General features: G+C 34.7%; 14 protein-coding genes. 2 read left to right on the top strand and 12 right to left on the bottom strand.

The window, feature by feature from the left end; all coding sequences use genetic code 11:
• Positions 1-298: 298 nt before the first annotated feature.
• Positions 299-1,213 carry a PfkB family carbohydrate kinase gene (locus tag AC07XN_RS08115; protein WP_494742662.1) on the top strand — a complete coding sequence of 305 codons (915 nt, stop codon included), beginning with the start codon at positions 299-301 and terminating at the stop codon, positions 1,211-1,213.
• A gap of 46 nt (positions 1,214-1,259) precedes the next feature.
• On the opposite strand, the gene AC07XN_RS08110 is transcribed toward AC07XN_RS08115, so the two are convergent.
• The 12 genes from AC07XN_RS08110 to AC07XN_RS08055 all read right to left on the bottom strand — a co-directional run bounded on the left by AC07XN_RS08110 (position 1,260) and on the right by AC07XN_RS08055 (position 15,831).
• A complete protein-coding gene (locus tag AC07XN_RS08110; protein ID WP_309922504.1) occupies positions 1,260-1,697 on the bottom strand; it encodes a CBS domain-containing protein in 438 nt (145 codons plus the stop codon).
• Positions 1,698-1,768: 71 nt separating this feature from the next.
• Entirely contained in the window at positions 1,769-3,046 is a 1,278-nt protein-coding gene (locus tag AC07XN_RS08105) for a M16 family metallopeptidase (RefSeq protein WP_309922507.1), read from the bottom strand.
• Positions 3,047-3,178: 132 nt separating this feature from the next.
• Positions 3,179-4,354: a type IX secretion system outer membrane channel protein PorV gene (porV, locus tag AC07XN_RS08100; protein ID WP_309922512.1), complete on the bottom strand. Its 1,176-nt coding sequence runs from the start codon at positions 4,352-4,354 to the stop codon at positions 3,179-3,181.
• 95 nt (positions 4,355-4,449) lie between these two features.
• Positions 4,450-7,869 (bottom strand): type IX secretion system sortase PorU, encoded by a 3,420-nt coding sequence (gene porU, locus AC07XN_RS08095; RefSeq protein WP_494742661.1) that lies wholly within the window; start codon positions 7,867-7,869, stop codon positions 4,450-4,452.
• 44 nt (positions 7,870-7,913) lie between these two features.
• On the bottom strand, positions 7,914-8,522 hold the full coding sequence (locus AC07XN_RS08090; RefSeq protein WP_494742660.1) for a SprT-like domain-containing protein: 609 nt from the start codon (positions 8,520-8,522) through the stop codon (positions 7,914-7,916).
• A gap of 108 nt (positions 8,523-8,630) precedes the next feature.
• On the bottom strand, positions 8,631-8,801 hold the full coding sequence (locus AC07XN_RS08085) for a PG1828 family lipoprotein (protein WP_309922522.1): 171 nt from the start codon (positions 8,799-8,801) through the stop codon (positions 8,631-8,633).
• A 239-nt stretch (positions 8,802-9,040) separates the two neighbouring features.
• Positions 9,041-9,529 (bottom strand): GtrA family protein, encoded by a 489-nt coding sequence (locus AC07XN_RS08080; protein WP_309922525.1) that lies wholly within the window; start codon positions 9,527-9,529, stop codon positions 9,041-9,043.
• Positions 9,530-9,531: 2 nt separating this feature from the next.
• The gene (locus tag AC07XN_RS08075; protein ID WP_309922528.1) at positions 9,532-10,947 is read right to left on the bottom strand and encodes an NADH-quinone oxidoreductase subunit N; all 1,416 of its coding nucleotides are present in this window, start codon (positions 10,945-10,947) and stop codon (positions 9,532-9,534) included.
• A 73-nt stretch (positions 10,948-11,020) separates the two neighbouring features.
• On the bottom strand, positions 11,021-12,472 hold the full coding sequence (locus tag AC07XN_RS08070; RefSeq protein ID WP_494742659.1) for a complex I subunit 4 family protein: 1,452 nt from the start codon (positions 12,470-12,472) through the stop codon (positions 11,021-11,023).
• Positions 12,473-12,533: 61 nt separating this feature from the next.
• The gene (nuoL, locus tag AC07XN_RS08065; protein ID WP_309922534.1) at positions 12,534-14,435 is read right to left on the bottom strand and encodes an NADH-quinone oxidoreductase subunit L; all 1,902 of its coding nucleotides are present in this window, start codon (positions 14,433-14,435) and stop codon (positions 12,534-12,536) included.
• A gap of 55 nt (positions 14,436-14,490) precedes the next feature.
• Complete coding sequence (nuoK, locus tag AC07XN_RS08060) at positions 14,491-14,820, bottom strand: NADH-quinone oxidoreductase subunit NuoK (protein ID WP_309922538.1); 330 nt, start codon at positions 14,818-14,820, stop codon at positions 14,491-14,493.
• A gap of 195 nt (positions 14,821-15,015) precedes the next feature.
• Complete coding sequence (locus AC07XN_RS08055; protein ID WP_309922541.1) at positions 15,016-15,831, bottom strand: exonuclease domain-containing protein; 816 nt, start codon at positions 15,829-15,831, stop codon at positions 15,016-15,018.
• Between the two features lie 155 nt (positions 15,832-15,986).
• Here AC07XN_RS08055 and AC07XN_RS08050 point away from each other — a divergent pair, with 155 nt between their 5' ends.
• Positions 15,987-16,958: a polyprenyl synthetase family protein gene (locus tag AC07XN_RS08050; protein ID WP_309922544.1), complete on the top strand. Its 972-nt coding sequence runs from the start codon at positions 15,987-15,989 to the stop codon at positions 16,956-16,958.
• Positions 16,959-17,008 lie beyond the last annotated feature (50 nt).

The following is a 17,008-nucleotide window of genomic DNA, read 5'->3' as shown; positions in this document are numbered from 1 at the left end:
CTATCTTACAAATTTAAAAATTAAATATTGAATTCCTGCAAATACCTGCACTTTAGCCAATTGTAAAATCGTATTCTTGTTGCAGAGAACGTCTTGGTTTTTTAAAAATTGTAAAAGAGATGATTTCCTTTTACGGTTTTTATCAATATACAATATTTTGATAGTTTTATATGAAATTTACACAAGCATTTCTGCGGATTTTTATCCTTCAAATACCAACTTTATAAATAACGTCTATATATAAACACTTGAAAAGTCGTAAATTGCATGATTATTTCAATATTCTAAAATATTCTAAATGAGTTTATTAGCAATTGGTTCGGTAGCATTTGATGCCCTCGAAACACCCTACGGCAAAACAGACAAAATCATCGGTGGTGCAGGAACATATATTTCTTTGTCTGCCTCTTATTTCAAAATTCCCGTAAACCTTGTAGCGGTTGTAGGCGAAGATTTCCCACAAGAATATATTCAACTTCTTGAAAGTAAAGAAATTGACACTACTGGATTACAAATAAAAAAAGGAGAAAAAACTTTCTTTTGGTCTGGTCGTTACCACAACAACATGAATTCTCGTGATACTTTAGTTACTGAATTAAATGTTTTAGGCACTTTCGACCCTATTATTCCAGAACAATACCAAGACTGCCAATACCTAATGTTGGGTAATTTGACTCCGGCAGTACAGATAACAGTAATCGAACGTTTGGCAAAACGCCCGAAATTAATTGTAATGGATACAATGAATTTTTGGATGGATATTGCGATGGATGATTTGAAGAAAGTACTTACCATGATTGATGTACTTTGTATCAATGATGAGGAGGCACGTCAACTTTCGGGTGATTATTCTTTAAGAACAGCTGCCAAAACGATTATGGCAATGGGGCCTAAAACATTAATTATCAAAAAAGGAGAACACGGAGCTTTGCTTTTCCAAGGTGATAAATTATTCTTCTGTCCAGCGTTAGTACTAGAACAGGTATTTGACCCAACTGGTGCTGGAGATACTTTTGTTGGGGGGTTTATTGGCTATTTAGCTAAAACTGACGACATCAGCTTTGAAAATATGAAAAGAGCCATTGTACATGGCTCGGCAATGGCATCATTCTGTGTAGAGAAATTTGGTACAGAAAGAATTATTGACCTGAGCAATGAAGAACTTACTTCACGTATCAATGAATTTAAAGATTTAGCTGGATTTGATATTTAGGCTTTTTCGGATTACTAGATTGGTATCGTCTAGTAATCCGACTCCTTCACATTCCTCCGCCAGATATAAAGTTTTGTAAATGACTAATCGTTGCTTTTTGGTCTTCAATAATATATCGCACTACGTCCCCCATCGAAACAATTCCTACTACGTGTTTCTCTGCAATGACAGGTAGATATCGAATATGTCTTTCTGACATTATCTCCATACACTTTTCAATAGAATCTTCAAATTTTACAGAGGGACATTCTGATTCCATGATTTCTGATACCAAAGTATCATTAGAATGCTTTCCTTTGACAATTACTTTCTGAGCATAATCTCGTTCAGTGAGTATTCCTACAAACTCATCTTGATTGTATACTACCAGTGCCCCTATATTTTTTTGGGCCATAATCTCAAGTGCCTCATAAACAGTTTTAGAAGCATCAATGACAGTAACAGTATTTCCTTTGTGATAAATAAGATTAGATACTCTTTTCATAGCTTTATTTATTTTGTTATAATGCTATAATTTAGCGAAAAAATCCTAAATAACAAAGTCAAAAAGTCAATTTATTTTCCGCCCACTACTATTTCATCTAAAGAATTTATCGATAAATGTTGATTTGCTACTTCCATAACCATCTCAGCATTAACCGCTTGGATATTTTGGATATAACAATCATAAAAATCAGTAGGAAGGTCCTCCGAAAAAATAACCTTATAACGGTCTGAAATATCAAAGGGTGTATTCAAAGACCCCGCAAATGAACCAATCATATAGTTTTTTACAACCTCTAGCTCATCGGCATCTATCAACTCCTTCTGAAGTATTGTTATTTCTTTATAGATTTCATCTATTGTAAGTTGTGTGTATTCCTTTTTAACATCCGTTCCAATCACGAAATAACCTGCCTGTGTAAAAGGAGCGATATTTGAAGAAATACCATAGGTAAGCCCTTTTTCTTCACGAATGTTCTTCATTAATCTTGAGCCAAAATACCCACCCAAGGCCTCATTTAAAACCAGCATTTTAAAATAATCTGGATGCTTTCGAGTCATCATCTGTTTCCCTATTCTAATAGACGACTGTATGCTTTCTTCTCTCTCTATCAATATTTGCTTCTTTTCAGGTAGTTGTGCATTACTCAATTGTCTTTTATCACCCTCCTGCACTTTAATATCTCCAAAAAAGGCTTCTATTAGCTTTACTTCGTTTGCTGTTATTTTTCCTGATAAAAATATTCGTGGCTTTTTATTTAGCCAAAAGTTTTGATAGAATTCCACTAATGAAGCTCGACTAATTGCATTGATAGCCTCTTCATCCAAAGATTTTCCGTATGGATGGTTATCTCCAAATATGGTATTTCTAAAAATTTTATTGGCTAAAAACGAAGTTTTTTCAGCGTTTACTGCTAATGTTTGTAATTGTATTTTTTTGAATTTCAATAATTCATCCTCAGGGAAAGTAGCATTATTGAGTACTTCCTGTACCATTGGTAAAAGCTCTGGCAAATACTTTGCTAACCCATAAACGGTAATATTTGCTCTATCAAGTCCATGACCAAATTCTATGAATGCTCCGAATTGATCAAAAAAAGCACTTATCTGTGAAGATGAATATTTCGCTGTTCCTTCTCCAAGCATTTTGGCTGTAAAAAATGATACGCCATTTTCTTTTTCATACCAATTACCTGCATCAAAGCTAATTTCGAGCTTTACTACAGGTTGTTCCCCAACACTGATATAATGCAACGGGATGCCATTGGATAAGAAAATGCTTTCAATTTTGGGGATATTTACTTGCTGAATAGTTTGATAATCTGGATTTTTTACTCTATCTACAATCATTTCTTATTATGCTATTTTTTAATTGGGCTTTATAAATGTTCATAGGTATAGGCTAATATTTTAAACTAAAAAAAATGACATCTCGTTCGAGATGCCATTTTTTCTATACTTGTGATAATATTTTATGCAAAATTATTTCGTTGTTGTCGTTGCCACTTTTGGTGCTGAATTAAACGTAGCATGTAAACTTAGTCTAAGTGTTTGTGCCAATGCATTTCCACTTGTTACTGGAATTAAGTATGCAAAATCTAATCCAAATTTCTTTTCTAATTTTACACCAAAGCCAGCTGTAAAATACTTACGATTACCTTTATAAGCATCTTCATAATAATATCCTCCTCTTAGTGCAAATAAGTCATTATATAAATATTCTGCTCCTAAAGAAAGGTTGATTTCCTTAATTTCTTCACTGAATCCGTCTGGTGCATCAGTAAATGAACCTAAAATACCGCCAATCGCTGTTTCTGGCTGTTGTAAAACACCATTAACTTTTTTTGGAGTAGGCACCATCAATTTGTTAATATCCATTGTCAATGTCAACTTGTTGTGCTGATCAATCGTGTTGATAGCGGCAAAACCTGCTTTCAAATTAGTTGGAATAAAGTTAGATTCTGATAAGCCATAAGAAACACGACCTGAAATATTTTGAATCATTACACCCCAGTTATAATTCCACGGCTTATCTCTTTTTGATGTATGGAACAAACCGATGTCCGCAGCAACTGTAGATTCGTTCTGTACAACAATCGCATTAGCTGTAATTGGGAACAACTGAGAATTGATGTATTTTACATTTACACCAAGCCCAAGTTTTTCAGATAATTTACGAGAATAAGAAGCTGAGATTGAATATTCTTTTGAAGAAAAATCTCCTAAAGAGTTTCCAATACCGTCAGTAGCTTGAAATTTACCTTGATCAAAATAATGAATTGATATTCCTAGCGCTTGATTCGCTTGAATTTTCTTATAAAAACTAGCATTCAAAAGTCCCATATCATTAACCAATTGGCGTAACCATGGAGTGTATGATACAGAAACAGCCATATCTTTACCAGAAAAAGGGATTTTTCCTGGATTCCAAAAAATACTATTTGCGTCGCCATCACCTGGTGAAAGAGCTACACCTGCATCTCCCATTGCTGCTGAGCGAGCATCAGGAGTAATGATTAAAGATTGAATAGCTGGAGACGGTGCATTACTAAAAGTTGTTTGAGTCGGATTTGTGGTTTGAGCAAAGACGTTCACAGCGGGCACTGTTAATCCAAACAACAGGGTCACTCTAAGAGCGCTGGTAATTTTTTTAATCATTGTCTTTAAGGTTAAAGTTTCTTGGAACGAGGCATATCAAAAGTACTCAATAAACCTTTTTTTACAAAATTTATCCAAATATTCTTTGCTGAAAATTATTTTAACGAGATAATCTTGCCACTTCCATTTGCTTGATACCCAGTTGTTAGTGACTTTACAAAAATACGATAAAAGTAATTACCAGTTACATTTGAAACAGAATCTTCTACAATATTCCATGAAATTTTATTAAATGGTGTGCTTACTTGGTAAGCATTTTCTTTTATTTGTTTAATTAGATGCCCAAAAGTATCAAAAATTTCTATAATTACATTAAAATCATCTCCTTCTTGATTGTGTTCAAAACTGAAAGTAGTTTTTTCACTTGTAGGATTTGGGAAACAAAATACATTTTTTAATGTATTCTGACTTTCAGCATTGACTCTGAATCGTAACGACGACTCCGTTGAATTATTATTGGTATCCCAAACTTTTAATTTTAATTGATGTTCCCCTGCAATTAAGTTCTTGATTTGATACTTTATTTGTCCGCTTCTATAATCATCCTTATTAGCAATAAAGTATTGATTGACAATTATTTTAAGCGTATCATCAACGGTTAGTAATAGTTCATGCCCCAATCCTTCGCTGGCAATATTAATACCATTTTCATCAGCAATATTAGCAAAAAAAATTGGACTCTCATTCGTCAAACCTCCATCAACAAAAGATAAATCATTCAAATACAGTTTTGCACTTGGCGGCGTATTGTCTTGTTCCAAACGATTATCTGCTCCTCCTATCATAGGGTTCAATGCACCCGATGCATCGAGTAGTCCATCAGTAGTTTGGGCATACATAAAAATTTTGCCTTCCCCTAGCTGGTAATTAATATCTTTTGGAACAACAAAAGTACTGGTAAAGCTTCCATTCAAAACGCTTACTTCTCCTTTAAATAAAATATTAGTAAAATCTTGATAATTGAACTTTAAGCCCTTATTACCCTTGGTCGAAATACTTTTTTCTTTATCATAAACTGTAATAACAGCTTTTCCGCTAAATGTATTTATCTTTGTCTGGGTTCCTAGCTGTCTTATTTCGCCTTCAATTGTCACTTTGCTTTGGGCTTTTAAAGTATCTGCTTTGGCTATTTCTTTTCCATTTATTTTCACAAAAGACACTTCATATTCTGGATAAGCTAATTTCATCGATGGGTCACCCAATAATGAAAAATTTCTATTCAGTACTCCCTGCAAGCTATTGTTTTTCGTAGAAACCATTACATCCCCTAATCTTGGCATTACTCCATTGATAGGTGTAAAAACAGCTTGGTAAAAAGCTTGGTTAATAAAAAAATTAGTGTTCTGATACACAGGTCGTGTGGTCGTTAATAAGGCAATTGCCCCGCCATTTGGATTAAGAATTGATAGCTCGGCTCCTGAAATCTGATTAGGGTCATCAAACCTCCCAAATTGACACGTTGCTGTAAGCATCAAGGGCATATTATTAAAATTTGTCCACGACTGTATATCTTTTAATGTCAATATCTGTTCGTCAGTCCAGCCAGTTTCAGCCCCATGTCCATTATAATTCACAATTAACGACCCTTGCTGAAAAGCTTGGTTAAGTGCATTATTGGCCAATGGCGACCGCTGTCCTTCGGGTAAAGAAATCAAAGGGAACGCATCTAAATAAATTTTCCCTGTTTGATAAGCTGGCGAAAATATGTTTACCATAGTAGCAAAAGCCTCTGCATCTTGCTGGTGAATGTTTCCATCATCATCGTCAGCCACAAAAGCTAGCTTGCTTCGCCATTGCCCAATTGTATTTTTGTTTGTACCATAGTTTATCAACTTATCTACTATCTGCTTGGCTTCTTCTACATTCTTTACAGGCAATCTGCCTATCCCAATTTCAAGGGTATGATTGCCTGCTTGGTTCTCCGTCCATTCACCTTCATTATCTTGCAAAAAGCCAAAGTAATCATCTGAAGAATAGCTAAAAATAGGGTGTAAAGATTCCCTGCTCTCATAAGTAGGTATTAAAATAGCCTTGGTTTCATCATTAATTACGTTTAGCCTTTTCTTATAATCATAAGAAGCATCTCCAAAAAGCAATAAATATTTTATGGTATCAGGCTTTTTTTGATAAAGACTCCTTAAAAAATCCCTGATGGCAGATATATCTTGTTTTCCCGAAGAGTATTCGTTATAAATTTCTTCTGGGGATACCACCAATACTGATAATTTATCATGCTCTCTTCTAAAATCTGCCAGACGTGAGGCTTGGGTTTTCAAAAGTGGTGAGCTTACTATTACTAAATTAGGAACATCAATATTATGCAAATTTTGATTATTAATCTTCTGAGTCAATACTGGAACAAGAAAATCAGTATTACTAAAAATGATAAATTCTCTGAGTATTTGGCTAGTAACACCAAAGTTTACGGATTGATTTTGTAAAGAATATACCTGATTTTGTACTTGTAGTGGATTAGTAATATCCCAAATCCTAAAGGTAGCCGTGGGCTTTTCGATTACATAATTTACGGTTGGATAATTTACGCTTTCAATAGCCCTAAAAATCGTCTGTTGATTATATAACTTCAACGCTCTTTTTGTCTGAATACCTAAATAATTTAAGTATCCTACGCCATAAGTGAGTGTCTTTTTATCATAGGTCAGGCCTATTCTAAAGGCATCTGTACTCGCAAAAGCACTGCCACTAATAGTAAAGCTTTTTGTGGCACTGAATCCTTTATAATCGTATCGGTCACTTCCTATTGCCGACATGGCCATTCTGCCCAAATCCTGCTCGTTGGCTCTTACAACAAAATCTGTTTGCCCGTAAGCGGCTACTGCTGCCGAACAAGTTATGTTTACCATTGAATTAGCTATAATTCCGGGAAGATTAAAAGCAAAAATTTGTTCATTCGTCCCCGAAAACTCTTCTCCAAACCATTCCCTACCAGAACCAGCAAAAGGGGCTTGTGCCAAAATATTTTTTTGATCTACTTCATGAAAAACGTAATCGTCAAAGGTTGATATATTGTTCGTAGCTACTACAGAGGCTTGGTCTTTTATTCTTAATCCTTTGGTTTCTGCAAGGGTTAAAAAATAAAATGTAGTATCAGCATAAATATTGAATTGGTGTTTTAATAAGCCCGTTGCAGCATCATAATAGGTCTTATGCGGGCTTTGTCCATAGAAAAGGATAAAATCTTGAGCATCAAACTTTCCATCTGCTTCTCCTTCAATATAAATATTATTTTCAGTCAAATCAACAGCCCTATTCTGTAGATTATTTTGGGGTAACATTCCTCCACCATTGCCAAAGAGTTGAATATTTTGAGGATTGATTTTAGCTAAATCAAAGCCATTGCGTTGTAGGAACTCAGCATCTAATCGGTAAACCCCGTTATTTTTTACCCCAATTTTTATCCAGTTACCTTTTGCCAATACTGAATTTTGAGCATAGTTTTTTAAAGGAAAAAAGAAAAGGAAAAATAGAATACTATTTATAAGTGATTTTTTCAAAACTACATTTTTTACTTTATTTAAACGTAAGCTGGTTTCAAAAATTATATTTTTTTTACCATCGCTATGGCCGACACTACATACCGTTTGCCATTAGCTTTATCTGTACACAAAAACCGCGTTCTGCGTAAATCTCCTTTTTCAAAATACCTTCCATTCAATTCAAATATTTCGCCTTTTTCCAGATTCGTTAAAATTATTTTTGAGCAATCATCTGATAATTGATCATATTTTCTCAACTCTTTCATCAATGGCGAATAGCTCTGAGTAGTCGCAGAGGGATTTTGCAGATATTCTTTCAATGGAATAATTATCTCTATAGGCAAAATTTGTTCATTCAATAATGGTACAAATAAATCTTTAAAATACTTCTTCCATTCTTTCCCGTGGGGTTTTGGCTTATTGCCAAATTGTTTAAAAGTAGCTAAGTGAGCTACTTCGTGAACGTAAGTAACTAGAAAAGAATAGGGGTTTAAATCGCCATTCACCGTAATTTGATGTCCTTTATCTCTTCTAAAGGAATAATCACCTAATTTAGATTGGCGTGTACGAGTAATTTTAAAGTTAAATTGGTATGTTCTCCACAAGTCAAAACAGTAATTAATAGTTGTGCTTGGGAAATATTTTTGAAAAACTTCTAATTCTTTTTTCATGATGCTAATATACTACAAAACCTCGTTGATTTCTGAATGAAATACACGAGGTCATAAAAAAAGCCTTAACTAGGTTAAGGCTTTTTTTTTCCAAAAGGAAACTGATAATTACTTAGTTGTTGTATCAGCAGCAGCAGTATCAACAACAGCAGCAGTATCAACAGCAGTTGTAGTATCTACAGTTACTGAATCAGTTGTAGTAGTTTCAGCTTTCTTTTCTGAACAAGCAGCTAATGAAATCATACCAGCTACTAAAGCGAATGCAAAAAATTTCTTCATTTCGTTGTGATTGGGGTTTGTTTGATACAAATTTATGTACAACTTTTATTCCATGCAAGGATTTGTAAATAAATTTTAAGTATTTCTTAATAATTGACAAAAAATCTAGTTTTTACAGTGTTTAATCAATGAAAAATACAATTAAAACCTTAAAAACTCTTTTATTTTAATATCTTTTTATAAATTAAGCTAGCACCTTAACAGTAAAAAATAAAATTTAATATTAAAATATTTATATTTTATAATACTAGCTTCTTCAGCCTGTCGTAAAAGCCAGTATCTTTAAAAGTAAAAGTTTTATGTAATGTATAGTTTGACATAAAACTAAACCCATTGCCAATTAAATGGCAAACCAGTTGATTTACATTAATTACCTTTTTTGAAAAAGGAATTAAGTAATGAAATATTTCGAAATAATGATTTGAAATTCTGTAAGAGAAAGTAGCGAAAAACCAAGTTACTCCTCCCGAAAAAGTAGCTACCATTAAGTATTTTACTACTTCACGGCGAGTTTGACTTGACTTGCGCGCATTAAAGGCAAATAGTTTAGTGAGGATAAAACCTGCAATCAAAGAAATAAAATACGAGGGAGCAATGCTCGCTTCGTAACTTATTGAAAACCAAGACTGAAAGAGGCTACTACAAACTAGCTGAATGACAACTCCTGTTCCAGCAACCAAAAAGTAAACGATTAGATCCTTTTTGTTAAGTAATTTTGAATTCGACAAGATTAAAAGATATTTTTAACTAAATCAGGAGCTATTCCCAATACAATAGTCAGCGCTGTTGTTAGAATTAAGATATATTTATAAAACGGAGAGAGTGCTATTTTCTCTGTTTCACCTGTTTTCATGTACGCTGCAATGATTGGTTTAAAGTAATAATAAACCCCAACAGCTGACATTAAAATGGCAAGAATAAGAATCCCTTTGAACAATATTGAAGGGTTAGAGAACGCATCACTAAAGATAAAAAACTTACCAAAGAAACCCGCAGTCAGAGGAATTCCTGCTAAAGACAACATTGATACCGTTAAAGAAAATGCTAATAATGGATTGTTTTTGGCTAGTCCGTTCAAAGCATCAAAACTTTCATCTGCTTTGCCTGCCTGAGATTTTGCTTCTGATACTACAATTAATACTGCAAAAGCTGTAATGGTAGCAATGGCATAAGCGAGAGAATAAAACAAAAGCGAAGAGTTTGTATCAGGTCTTTTAGCTAGTACCGTGATTAATAAATATCCAGCATGAGAGATACTAGAGTAAGCTAGCATTCTCTTGAAGCTTTGTTGATAAACAGCTGAAATATTACCAATAATTAAGGTAGCACAAACTATGTAAACTAATGGATTTCCCCACAAACCATATACTGAAGGGAAGCATGTTGATAAAATACGATAAGTAGCTGCAATACCTGCTGTTTTAACTACTGTTGACATAAATGCTGTAAAGATACTTGGTGCACCCTCATACACATCTGGTGTCCAGAAGTGAAAAGGCGCTGCCGAAATTTTAAAGAGTAAGCCAACCATTATTAATATAACACCAGCATACAATAATGGGCCGTATGCACCACCCATTTGTTCTTTTGCCTGAGCCACTGCTAAACCTATTCCATGAATATCGAACGAACCTGTTGCACCATACACTAATGCTACACCAAACAACAAAATACCTGTCGCAAAAGAACCCATTAAGAAATATTTCAGTGCTGCTTCGTTTGAACGTAAACTACGTTTATCAGAACCTGTCAACACATACATTGAAACAGAAAGGATTTCTAAGCCTACAAAAAGCATAATCAGGTTCTCGAAAGTTACCATCATGATAGCTCCCACCGTAGAAAACAACAAAATAGCATAGTATTCGGCTGGATGCGAGTGTTCGTCGTCATCACCAAAACTACGAGAGATACCTACTACAAGTAATGTTGACAACAAAATGATAGAAACAAAGTTGACTGATAGATTATTGGTTTTCAACATATTATTGAACCAATAATATTCGTGATTCCAGTCTGCGAAATTTAATCCAAGAGCAATAAGGACAAAAACTAGCGTAGCTGGTAATAATATTTTACGGTTGTTCAAAAAACCTAAAAATAGATTAGAAATCCCGAAGAGTGATAATGCTATAATTGCGTTCATGTTTCAAATTTGAAAACTTGAATAGTTGAATTTCTGAAAAGGCAAAAACAATTTCATAAATCCAATAATCAAATTATTTGATGATTGATAATAATTGGCTAACAGCTGGTTCAGTTAATTTTAAGAAAATATTCGGTGCAATACCCAAAGCAATTACTAAGAATGAAAGCGGTAACAAGACTGCTTTTTCATTAAAAGTCAAATCAGCGAATCCTTCTGTAATTGTAGAAGTATGACCAAACATTGATTTTTGAACCATTCTTAACATATAAACTGCTCCTAAAATGATGGTTAATCCTGCTACTGCTCCTATCCAAGCATTGTATTCATATACTCCTTTCAATAACAAAAATTCACCAACAAAACCATTTGTAAGTGGTAAGGCAACTGAGCCCAACATTAAAATGATGAAGTAAACCGTCAAGTTTGGAGTCGTGTGTGTAATCCCTCCTAAAAGTGCTAATTCACGTGATTTTGTTCTTCTTTCAATAATTTCTACCACAAAGAATAAACCAACTACATTAATACCGTGTGCCAACATCTGAATCAACGCTCCCTGAATACCGTCAAGGTTTCCAGAAAAAATACCTGCCGACATCAATCCTACGTGTGCAAATGATGAATAGGCAATCAATCGTTTCATGTCTTTTTGCTGAATAGCAATCACCGAACCATAAATGATACCAATTACCGAAAGGATGATAGCAGCAAAGCCCCACTTTTCAACACCTAGTGGAACAATTGGTAAGATAAAGCGAATTAAGCCATAAACACCCATTTTCAACATAATACCCGACAGAAGCATTGTTCCTGCCGTAGGAGCTTCCTCATAAGTATCTGGTTGCCAAGTATGGAATGGGAAAAGTGGCATTTTAATAGCAAAAGCAATAAAAAATGCACCAAATAAATAACTCTGTGTTGATAGTTCTAATCCTTTTGCAGATTGATAAATCACATTAATATCTGAAGAATGTGTTCCTGGTGTTAGTAAATACAAGTACACTAATGCCAACAACATAAACAAAGAGCCAAACAATGTATAAACAAAAAACTTGAATGTTACTTTAATACGATTCTCTCCGCCCCAAATAGCTGCAATAAAATAGATAGGAATCAAAGCGGCTTCAAAGAAGAAGTAGAAAAGGAACGCATCTTTAGCAGTAAATACGCCTACTAATGCTGCCTGCATAAACAATATCAATGCATATAGTTTTGAAGCATTTGGATAATTATTCCCAAAAGTAGAAAGGATGATAAATGGCACCATTAAAGTAGTAAGAATTACCAATATCAAACTGATACCATCTATGCCTACAGAAAACTTAATACCTGCAGAATGAATCCAATCGTAACTAACACTAAATTGTGAAGTAACATCTGGTACAAATGACTTATACAAATATACCCCTAAAGCCAACTCAGCAAAAGCAAAGACAAGGGCAACAGTTTTAGCGGTTTCTCCCTTGATGGCTAATGTAATTAGCCCTGCAATAATGGGAAGAAGAATGAGAGAAAGTGTTAGCATATTTTTTTATCAATCGGATTTGTAATGAGCAAATCTTTCAATGTATTTAATTGTCTTTAATCTATCCCAAAAGGAAACTTTTCAAGCCCCAAACTAATATGACTGCAATAGATAACACCATTGCAAAAATATAATAACCTGTTGTTCCACTTTGAAGCAAACGAATTTCGCTAGAAAGTGTCTTTACTAATTTCCCTATACTTTCTACAATTAAATCAATTACTAGGAACTCAATAACCGAAGTAAAGAAATTAGAAAGTACAGTGATTGGTTTTACAAAAATGGCATTGTACAATTCGTCTATATAATACTTATTGTAAATTACTTTTTGTAAACCACTTTCTTGCCCTTCAGCTAATGGAACATTTTTCTTCACAACGTATATGAAGTAGGCAACACCAGCAGAAACCAACGCCGCTATTACTGAAACAATCATTAATTTTATTTCAAGAGATTCATCAACTGCAACGTGTTCAAGCGCTGATTGCTCAAACAATGGAGCCATAAATTCTGCTAAGCTAGCATGACCACCAAAAATATGTGGGAAGTTAAAGAATCCGCCTATTGCTGAAAGTACTGCAAGAATCATCAATGGGGCAGTCATTGCTATTGGCGATTCGTGCAAATGATGCTTTTGTTCTTCTGTTCCTCTGAATTCTCCGAAAAATGTAAGGAATAATAAACGGAACATATAGAATGAGGTCATTATTGAGCCCAATACACCAAAAGCCCACATTAATTTATTATGCTCGAAAACGTGTGCTAAGATTTCGTCTTTAGAGAAGAACCCTGCAAAAGGAGGAATACCAGAGATAGCAATAGTAGCAATCAAGAAAGTAATGAAGGTGATAGGCAATTTTTTACGAAGCCCACCCATTGAACGAATATCTTGTTCGTCAGACATGGCGTGAATCACAGAACCCGCTCCTAAGAACAAAAGTGCTTTGAAGAATGCGTGAGTCATTACATGGAAGAATGAAGAAGAATAAGCCATTACTCCCAAGCCCATAAACATATAGCCTAGTTGCGAAACCGTTGAATAAGCCAATACCTTTTTAATATCATTTTGGAAAAGACCAATAGAAGCCGCCAACAAGGCAGTGGCCAACCCTACCCAAGCTACGATATCAAGCGTTTCGGGTGCTAGTGAATACATAACATTCGAGCGAATAATCATGTAAATACCAGCTGTTACCATCGTAGCTGCGTGGATTAAAGCAGATACGGGTGTCGGACCAGCCATCGCATCTGGCAACCAAGTATATAATGGAATCTGTGCCGATTTACCCATTGCTCCAACGAACAAAAGAATCGTGATATAAAACAACGTTTTGTCGCCAGAAGAATATCCATCTTCTACTACTCTTCTAAATACTTCTGAATATTCAACAGTACCAAAATGAGTAATTATCAAGAAAATACCCAATAGAAACCCTAAATCACCAATACGGTTCATAATAAAGGCTTTACGTGCGGCATTTCCGTAATTACTATTCTTATTCCAGAAACCAATTAATAAATATGAACATAAACCTACGCCTTCCCAACCAATGAACATTACGACATAGTTTGAACCTAATACTAGTAAAAGCATGAAGAACAAGAAGAGATTTAAGAAAGCAAAAAACTTTCCGAAGCCTTCGTCATGACTCATGTAGGCAATCGAATAAATATGAATTAGCGTTCCTACCCCTGTAATGATTAAAAGCATCAACAACGAAAGTTGATCTAGCTGAAATGACATCGAGATATTCAGGGTGCCAACTGTAATCCAGTCGAACAAATGAACAATCTGAGGTTGACCATTAAAGCCTAAAAACAAGGTTAAAGCACAAGCAAATGAGGCAAATGCTGCCGCAGAGCTAATAATACCAGCTAGAGACTTAGGAACATGGCGGAATCCGATTCCATTGATAAGGAAGCCGATTAAGGGAAATAGTGGAATGAGTGTAATTAGAGACATAATTCTAATTTGAAAGTTTTCTAAATTTGAGATGATAATGTTTTAAATTGGAAAATTACCATTTCAATTTATTCAACAAACCAACATCAATTGTCTGGATATTTCTATAAATCATCACGATGATAGCAAGCCCAACAGCTACTTCGGCTGCGGCTACTGCCATGATAAAAAATACAAAGATTTGTCCAGAGGGGTCAGCTTTATAAGATGAAAATGCTACCAGTAATAAATTTACGGCATTCAGCATTAATTCAACCGACATGAAGATGATGATTGCGTTGCGGCGTGTTAATACGCCAATAATTCCGATACAAAATAAGGCTGTACTGAACCAGACATAATAGTTCAAATCTATTTCACGGATGACATCAGGTATTTGTTGCATGAGTATAGCGTTTCTGCTTGAGAACTTAATTAAACGAAACTTATTTTGCTAAATCAAAAAGCACTACTTGTTTATTGAATCTTATAATGTACTTATGAAAACTTATCAGCAAAATTAAGGAAAAACTGATAAAAGCATAAAAACAAAAGACAAAAGTGTAGGTTTATTCTGCCCAGACCTTTGTCTTTTGCTATTTTACTTGTTATTGAAAGCTCTAAGCTTTATTTCTGTGAGTTTTCTTTTGGTATCCATCGGAAAATCACCCTTCATCATCCAATCATAATATGACGGTTCTTCCTTCAATACTTGCACAACTGGCTTGCCAGCATGCTTGCCGAAATTGATTACTTCAATTCCTTCTTTATTGAAAGCCATTCTTTGTGCAAAATCTACGAGTTTAGAGGCCGTGATTTCGTGCAAAGCATCCATGTCATTTTTTACGGGCTCAATCTCAACACCATTACTATCTTTAATTTTCACGCCTTCATAATGTTTTACTTGGGCGTTCAAAACTTCGAGCGTAGCAATTGTATCAGCCTCTGCCGAGTGTGCATCGATTAATTCTTTTTTACAATAAAATTTATAGGCGGCCGATAGCGTACGAGGTTCCATCAAATGGAAAATACGTTGTGCATCAATCAGCCTACGATTTTTAACATCGAAATCTATCTCGTTTCTAAGAAATTCCTCTACTAAAATCGGAACATCGAAACGATTTGAATTAAAACCAGCTAAATCACACCCTTCTAAAAACTGAGCCATCGATTTGGCTATTTGTTTAAAGGTGGGTTCGTTCTTAATGTCTTCATCATAAATACCATGCACCAATGATGACTCCAAAGGAATAGGTATTTCAGGATTTACACGACGGGTTTTGACTGTAACAGTACCATCAATATTGGCTTTGGCAATACTGATTTCTACGATACGGTCTTTTACAACATTTACACCTGTCGTTTCTAGATCGAAAACGGCAAGAGGTTTACGGAGTTTGAGCTGATGGTTGAGCATAAATAATATAGACCTCAATTAGAGGTTTTGCAAAGTTAGCCAAAATAAATCTGAAACGAGTGAGAGTTTAAATTCTTCTTTCTATTTTTGGCAATTCATAACATTTCTAACATGAAGTGCGTTACTTCTTAATAAGAAGAACCATCAATTATTAAATGAAACTTACACAATTCGTACAAGCTCTCAACGAAGAATTTTCTCAGCAAACTTACGGCGAACATCCCGAAGAATTATATGAACCCATTCGATATTTAATGTCATTGGGTGGTAAAAGAATGCGTCCATTAATGACATTGATGGCAACAGCCTTATTCACAGACGATTGGCAAAAAGCAATAAAGCCTGCAACTGCCGTGGAAGTATTCCATAATTTCACTTTAATGCATGATGACATCATGGATAAAGCGCCGTTACGTCGGGGCAAACCTACTGTTCATGCCAAATGGAATGATAATACCGCTATTCTGTCTGGGGATGTAATGCTAGTACAAGCGTATGAATTATTAATGTTTGTAGAAGATACTCGATTTAAAAAAGCATTAAAAAGATTTAATCGTACAGCCGCAGAAGTTTGTGAAGGTCAGCAATTGGATATGAATTTTGAAAAACGTGAGGACGTTAGTGAAGAAGAATATCTGGAAATGATAAAATTGAAAACGTCGGTATTATTAGGATATGCCCTAGAGCTTGGCGGAATCATAGGCGGAGCAAGCGATAAATCATGTGATTTATTGTATAATATTGGTTTAAATATTGGCTTAGGGTTCCAATTGAAAGATGATTTATTGGATGTTTACGGAGACCCCGAAAAATTTGGTAAGCAAGTAGGCGGTGACATTATTTCTAATAAAAAGACTTTTATGCTGATAGAAGCCTTAGAAAAAGCGACAGGCGATACAAAAATTGAATTAAATAAATGGCTTTCTTTAGAAGAATTTGATGCGACGGAGAAAGTAAAAGCCGTTACTGCTATTTATGATTGTTTGGGAATAGACCAATTGGCTAAAATTAAGATAAATGCTTATTTTGATAAAGCCTTTGAAGCCCTAGATTCACTAAAGGTAGATGACGAAAGAAAGGCTGTGTTACGAACATTCACTGAAACTTTGATTGATAGAGAGGTTTAGCTTAAATTTGTCAAGAAATATTGTGGCAGTCGAACCATTTGTTTCGACTG

This window comes from Arcicella sp. GW458-12-2-14-TSB2, assembly GCF_059423785.1.
Note: the sequence above shows the minus strand (reverse complement) of the source record. Positions and strands in the feature narration are given on the sequence as shown.

Excerpts from the sequence above, each read along its gene's own strand:
- AC07XN_RS08115 (WP_494742662.1), top strand. The coding sequence starts at position 299 with ATGAGTTTATTAGCAATTGGTTCGGTAGCATTTGATGCCCTCGAAACA.
- AC07XN_RS08110 (WP_309922504.1), bottom strand. The coding sequence starts at position 1,697 with ATGAAAAGAGTATCTAATCTTATTTATCACAAAGGAAATACTGTTACT.
- AC07XN_RS08105 (WP_309922507.1), bottom strand. The coding sequence starts at position 3,046 with ATGATTGTAGATAGAGTAAAAAATCCAGATTATCAAACTATTCAGCAA.
- porV (WP_309922512.1), bottom strand. The coding sequence starts at position 4,354 with ATGATTAAAAAAATTACCAGCGCTCTTAGAGTGACCCTGTTGTTTGGA.
- AC07XN_RS08090 (WP_494742660.1), bottom strand. The coding sequence starts at position 8,522 with ATGAAAAAAGAATTAGAAGTTTTTCAAAAATATTTCCCAAGCACAACT.
- AC07XN_RS08085 (WP_309922522.1), bottom strand. The coding sequence starts at position 8,801 with ATGAAGAAATTTTTTGCATTCGCTTTAGTAGCTGGTATGATTTCATTA.
- AC07XN_RS08075 (WP_309922528.1), bottom strand. The coding sequence starts at position 10,947 with ATGAACGCAATTATAGCATTATCACTCTTCGGGATTTCTAATCTATTT.
- AC07XN_RS08070 (WP_494742659.1), bottom strand. The coding sequence starts at position 12,472 with ATGCTAACACTTTCTCTCATTCTTCTTCCCATTATTGCAGGGCTAATT.
- nuoL (WP_309922534.1), bottom strand. The coding sequence starts at position 14,435 with ATGTCTCTAATTACACTCATTCCACTATTTCCCTTAATCGGCTTCCTT.
- nuoK (WP_309922538.1), bottom strand. The coding sequence starts at position 14,820 with ATGCAACAAATACCTGATGTCATCCGTGAAATAGATTTGAACTATTAT.
- AC07XN_RS08055 (WP_309922541.1), bottom strand. The coding sequence starts at position 15,831 with ATGCTCAACCATCAGCTCAAACTCCGTAAACCTCTTGCCGTTTTCGAT.
- AC07XN_RS08050 (WP_309922544.1), top strand. The coding sequence starts at position 15,987 with ATGAAACTTACACAATTCGTACAAGCTCTCAACGAAGAATTTTCTCAG.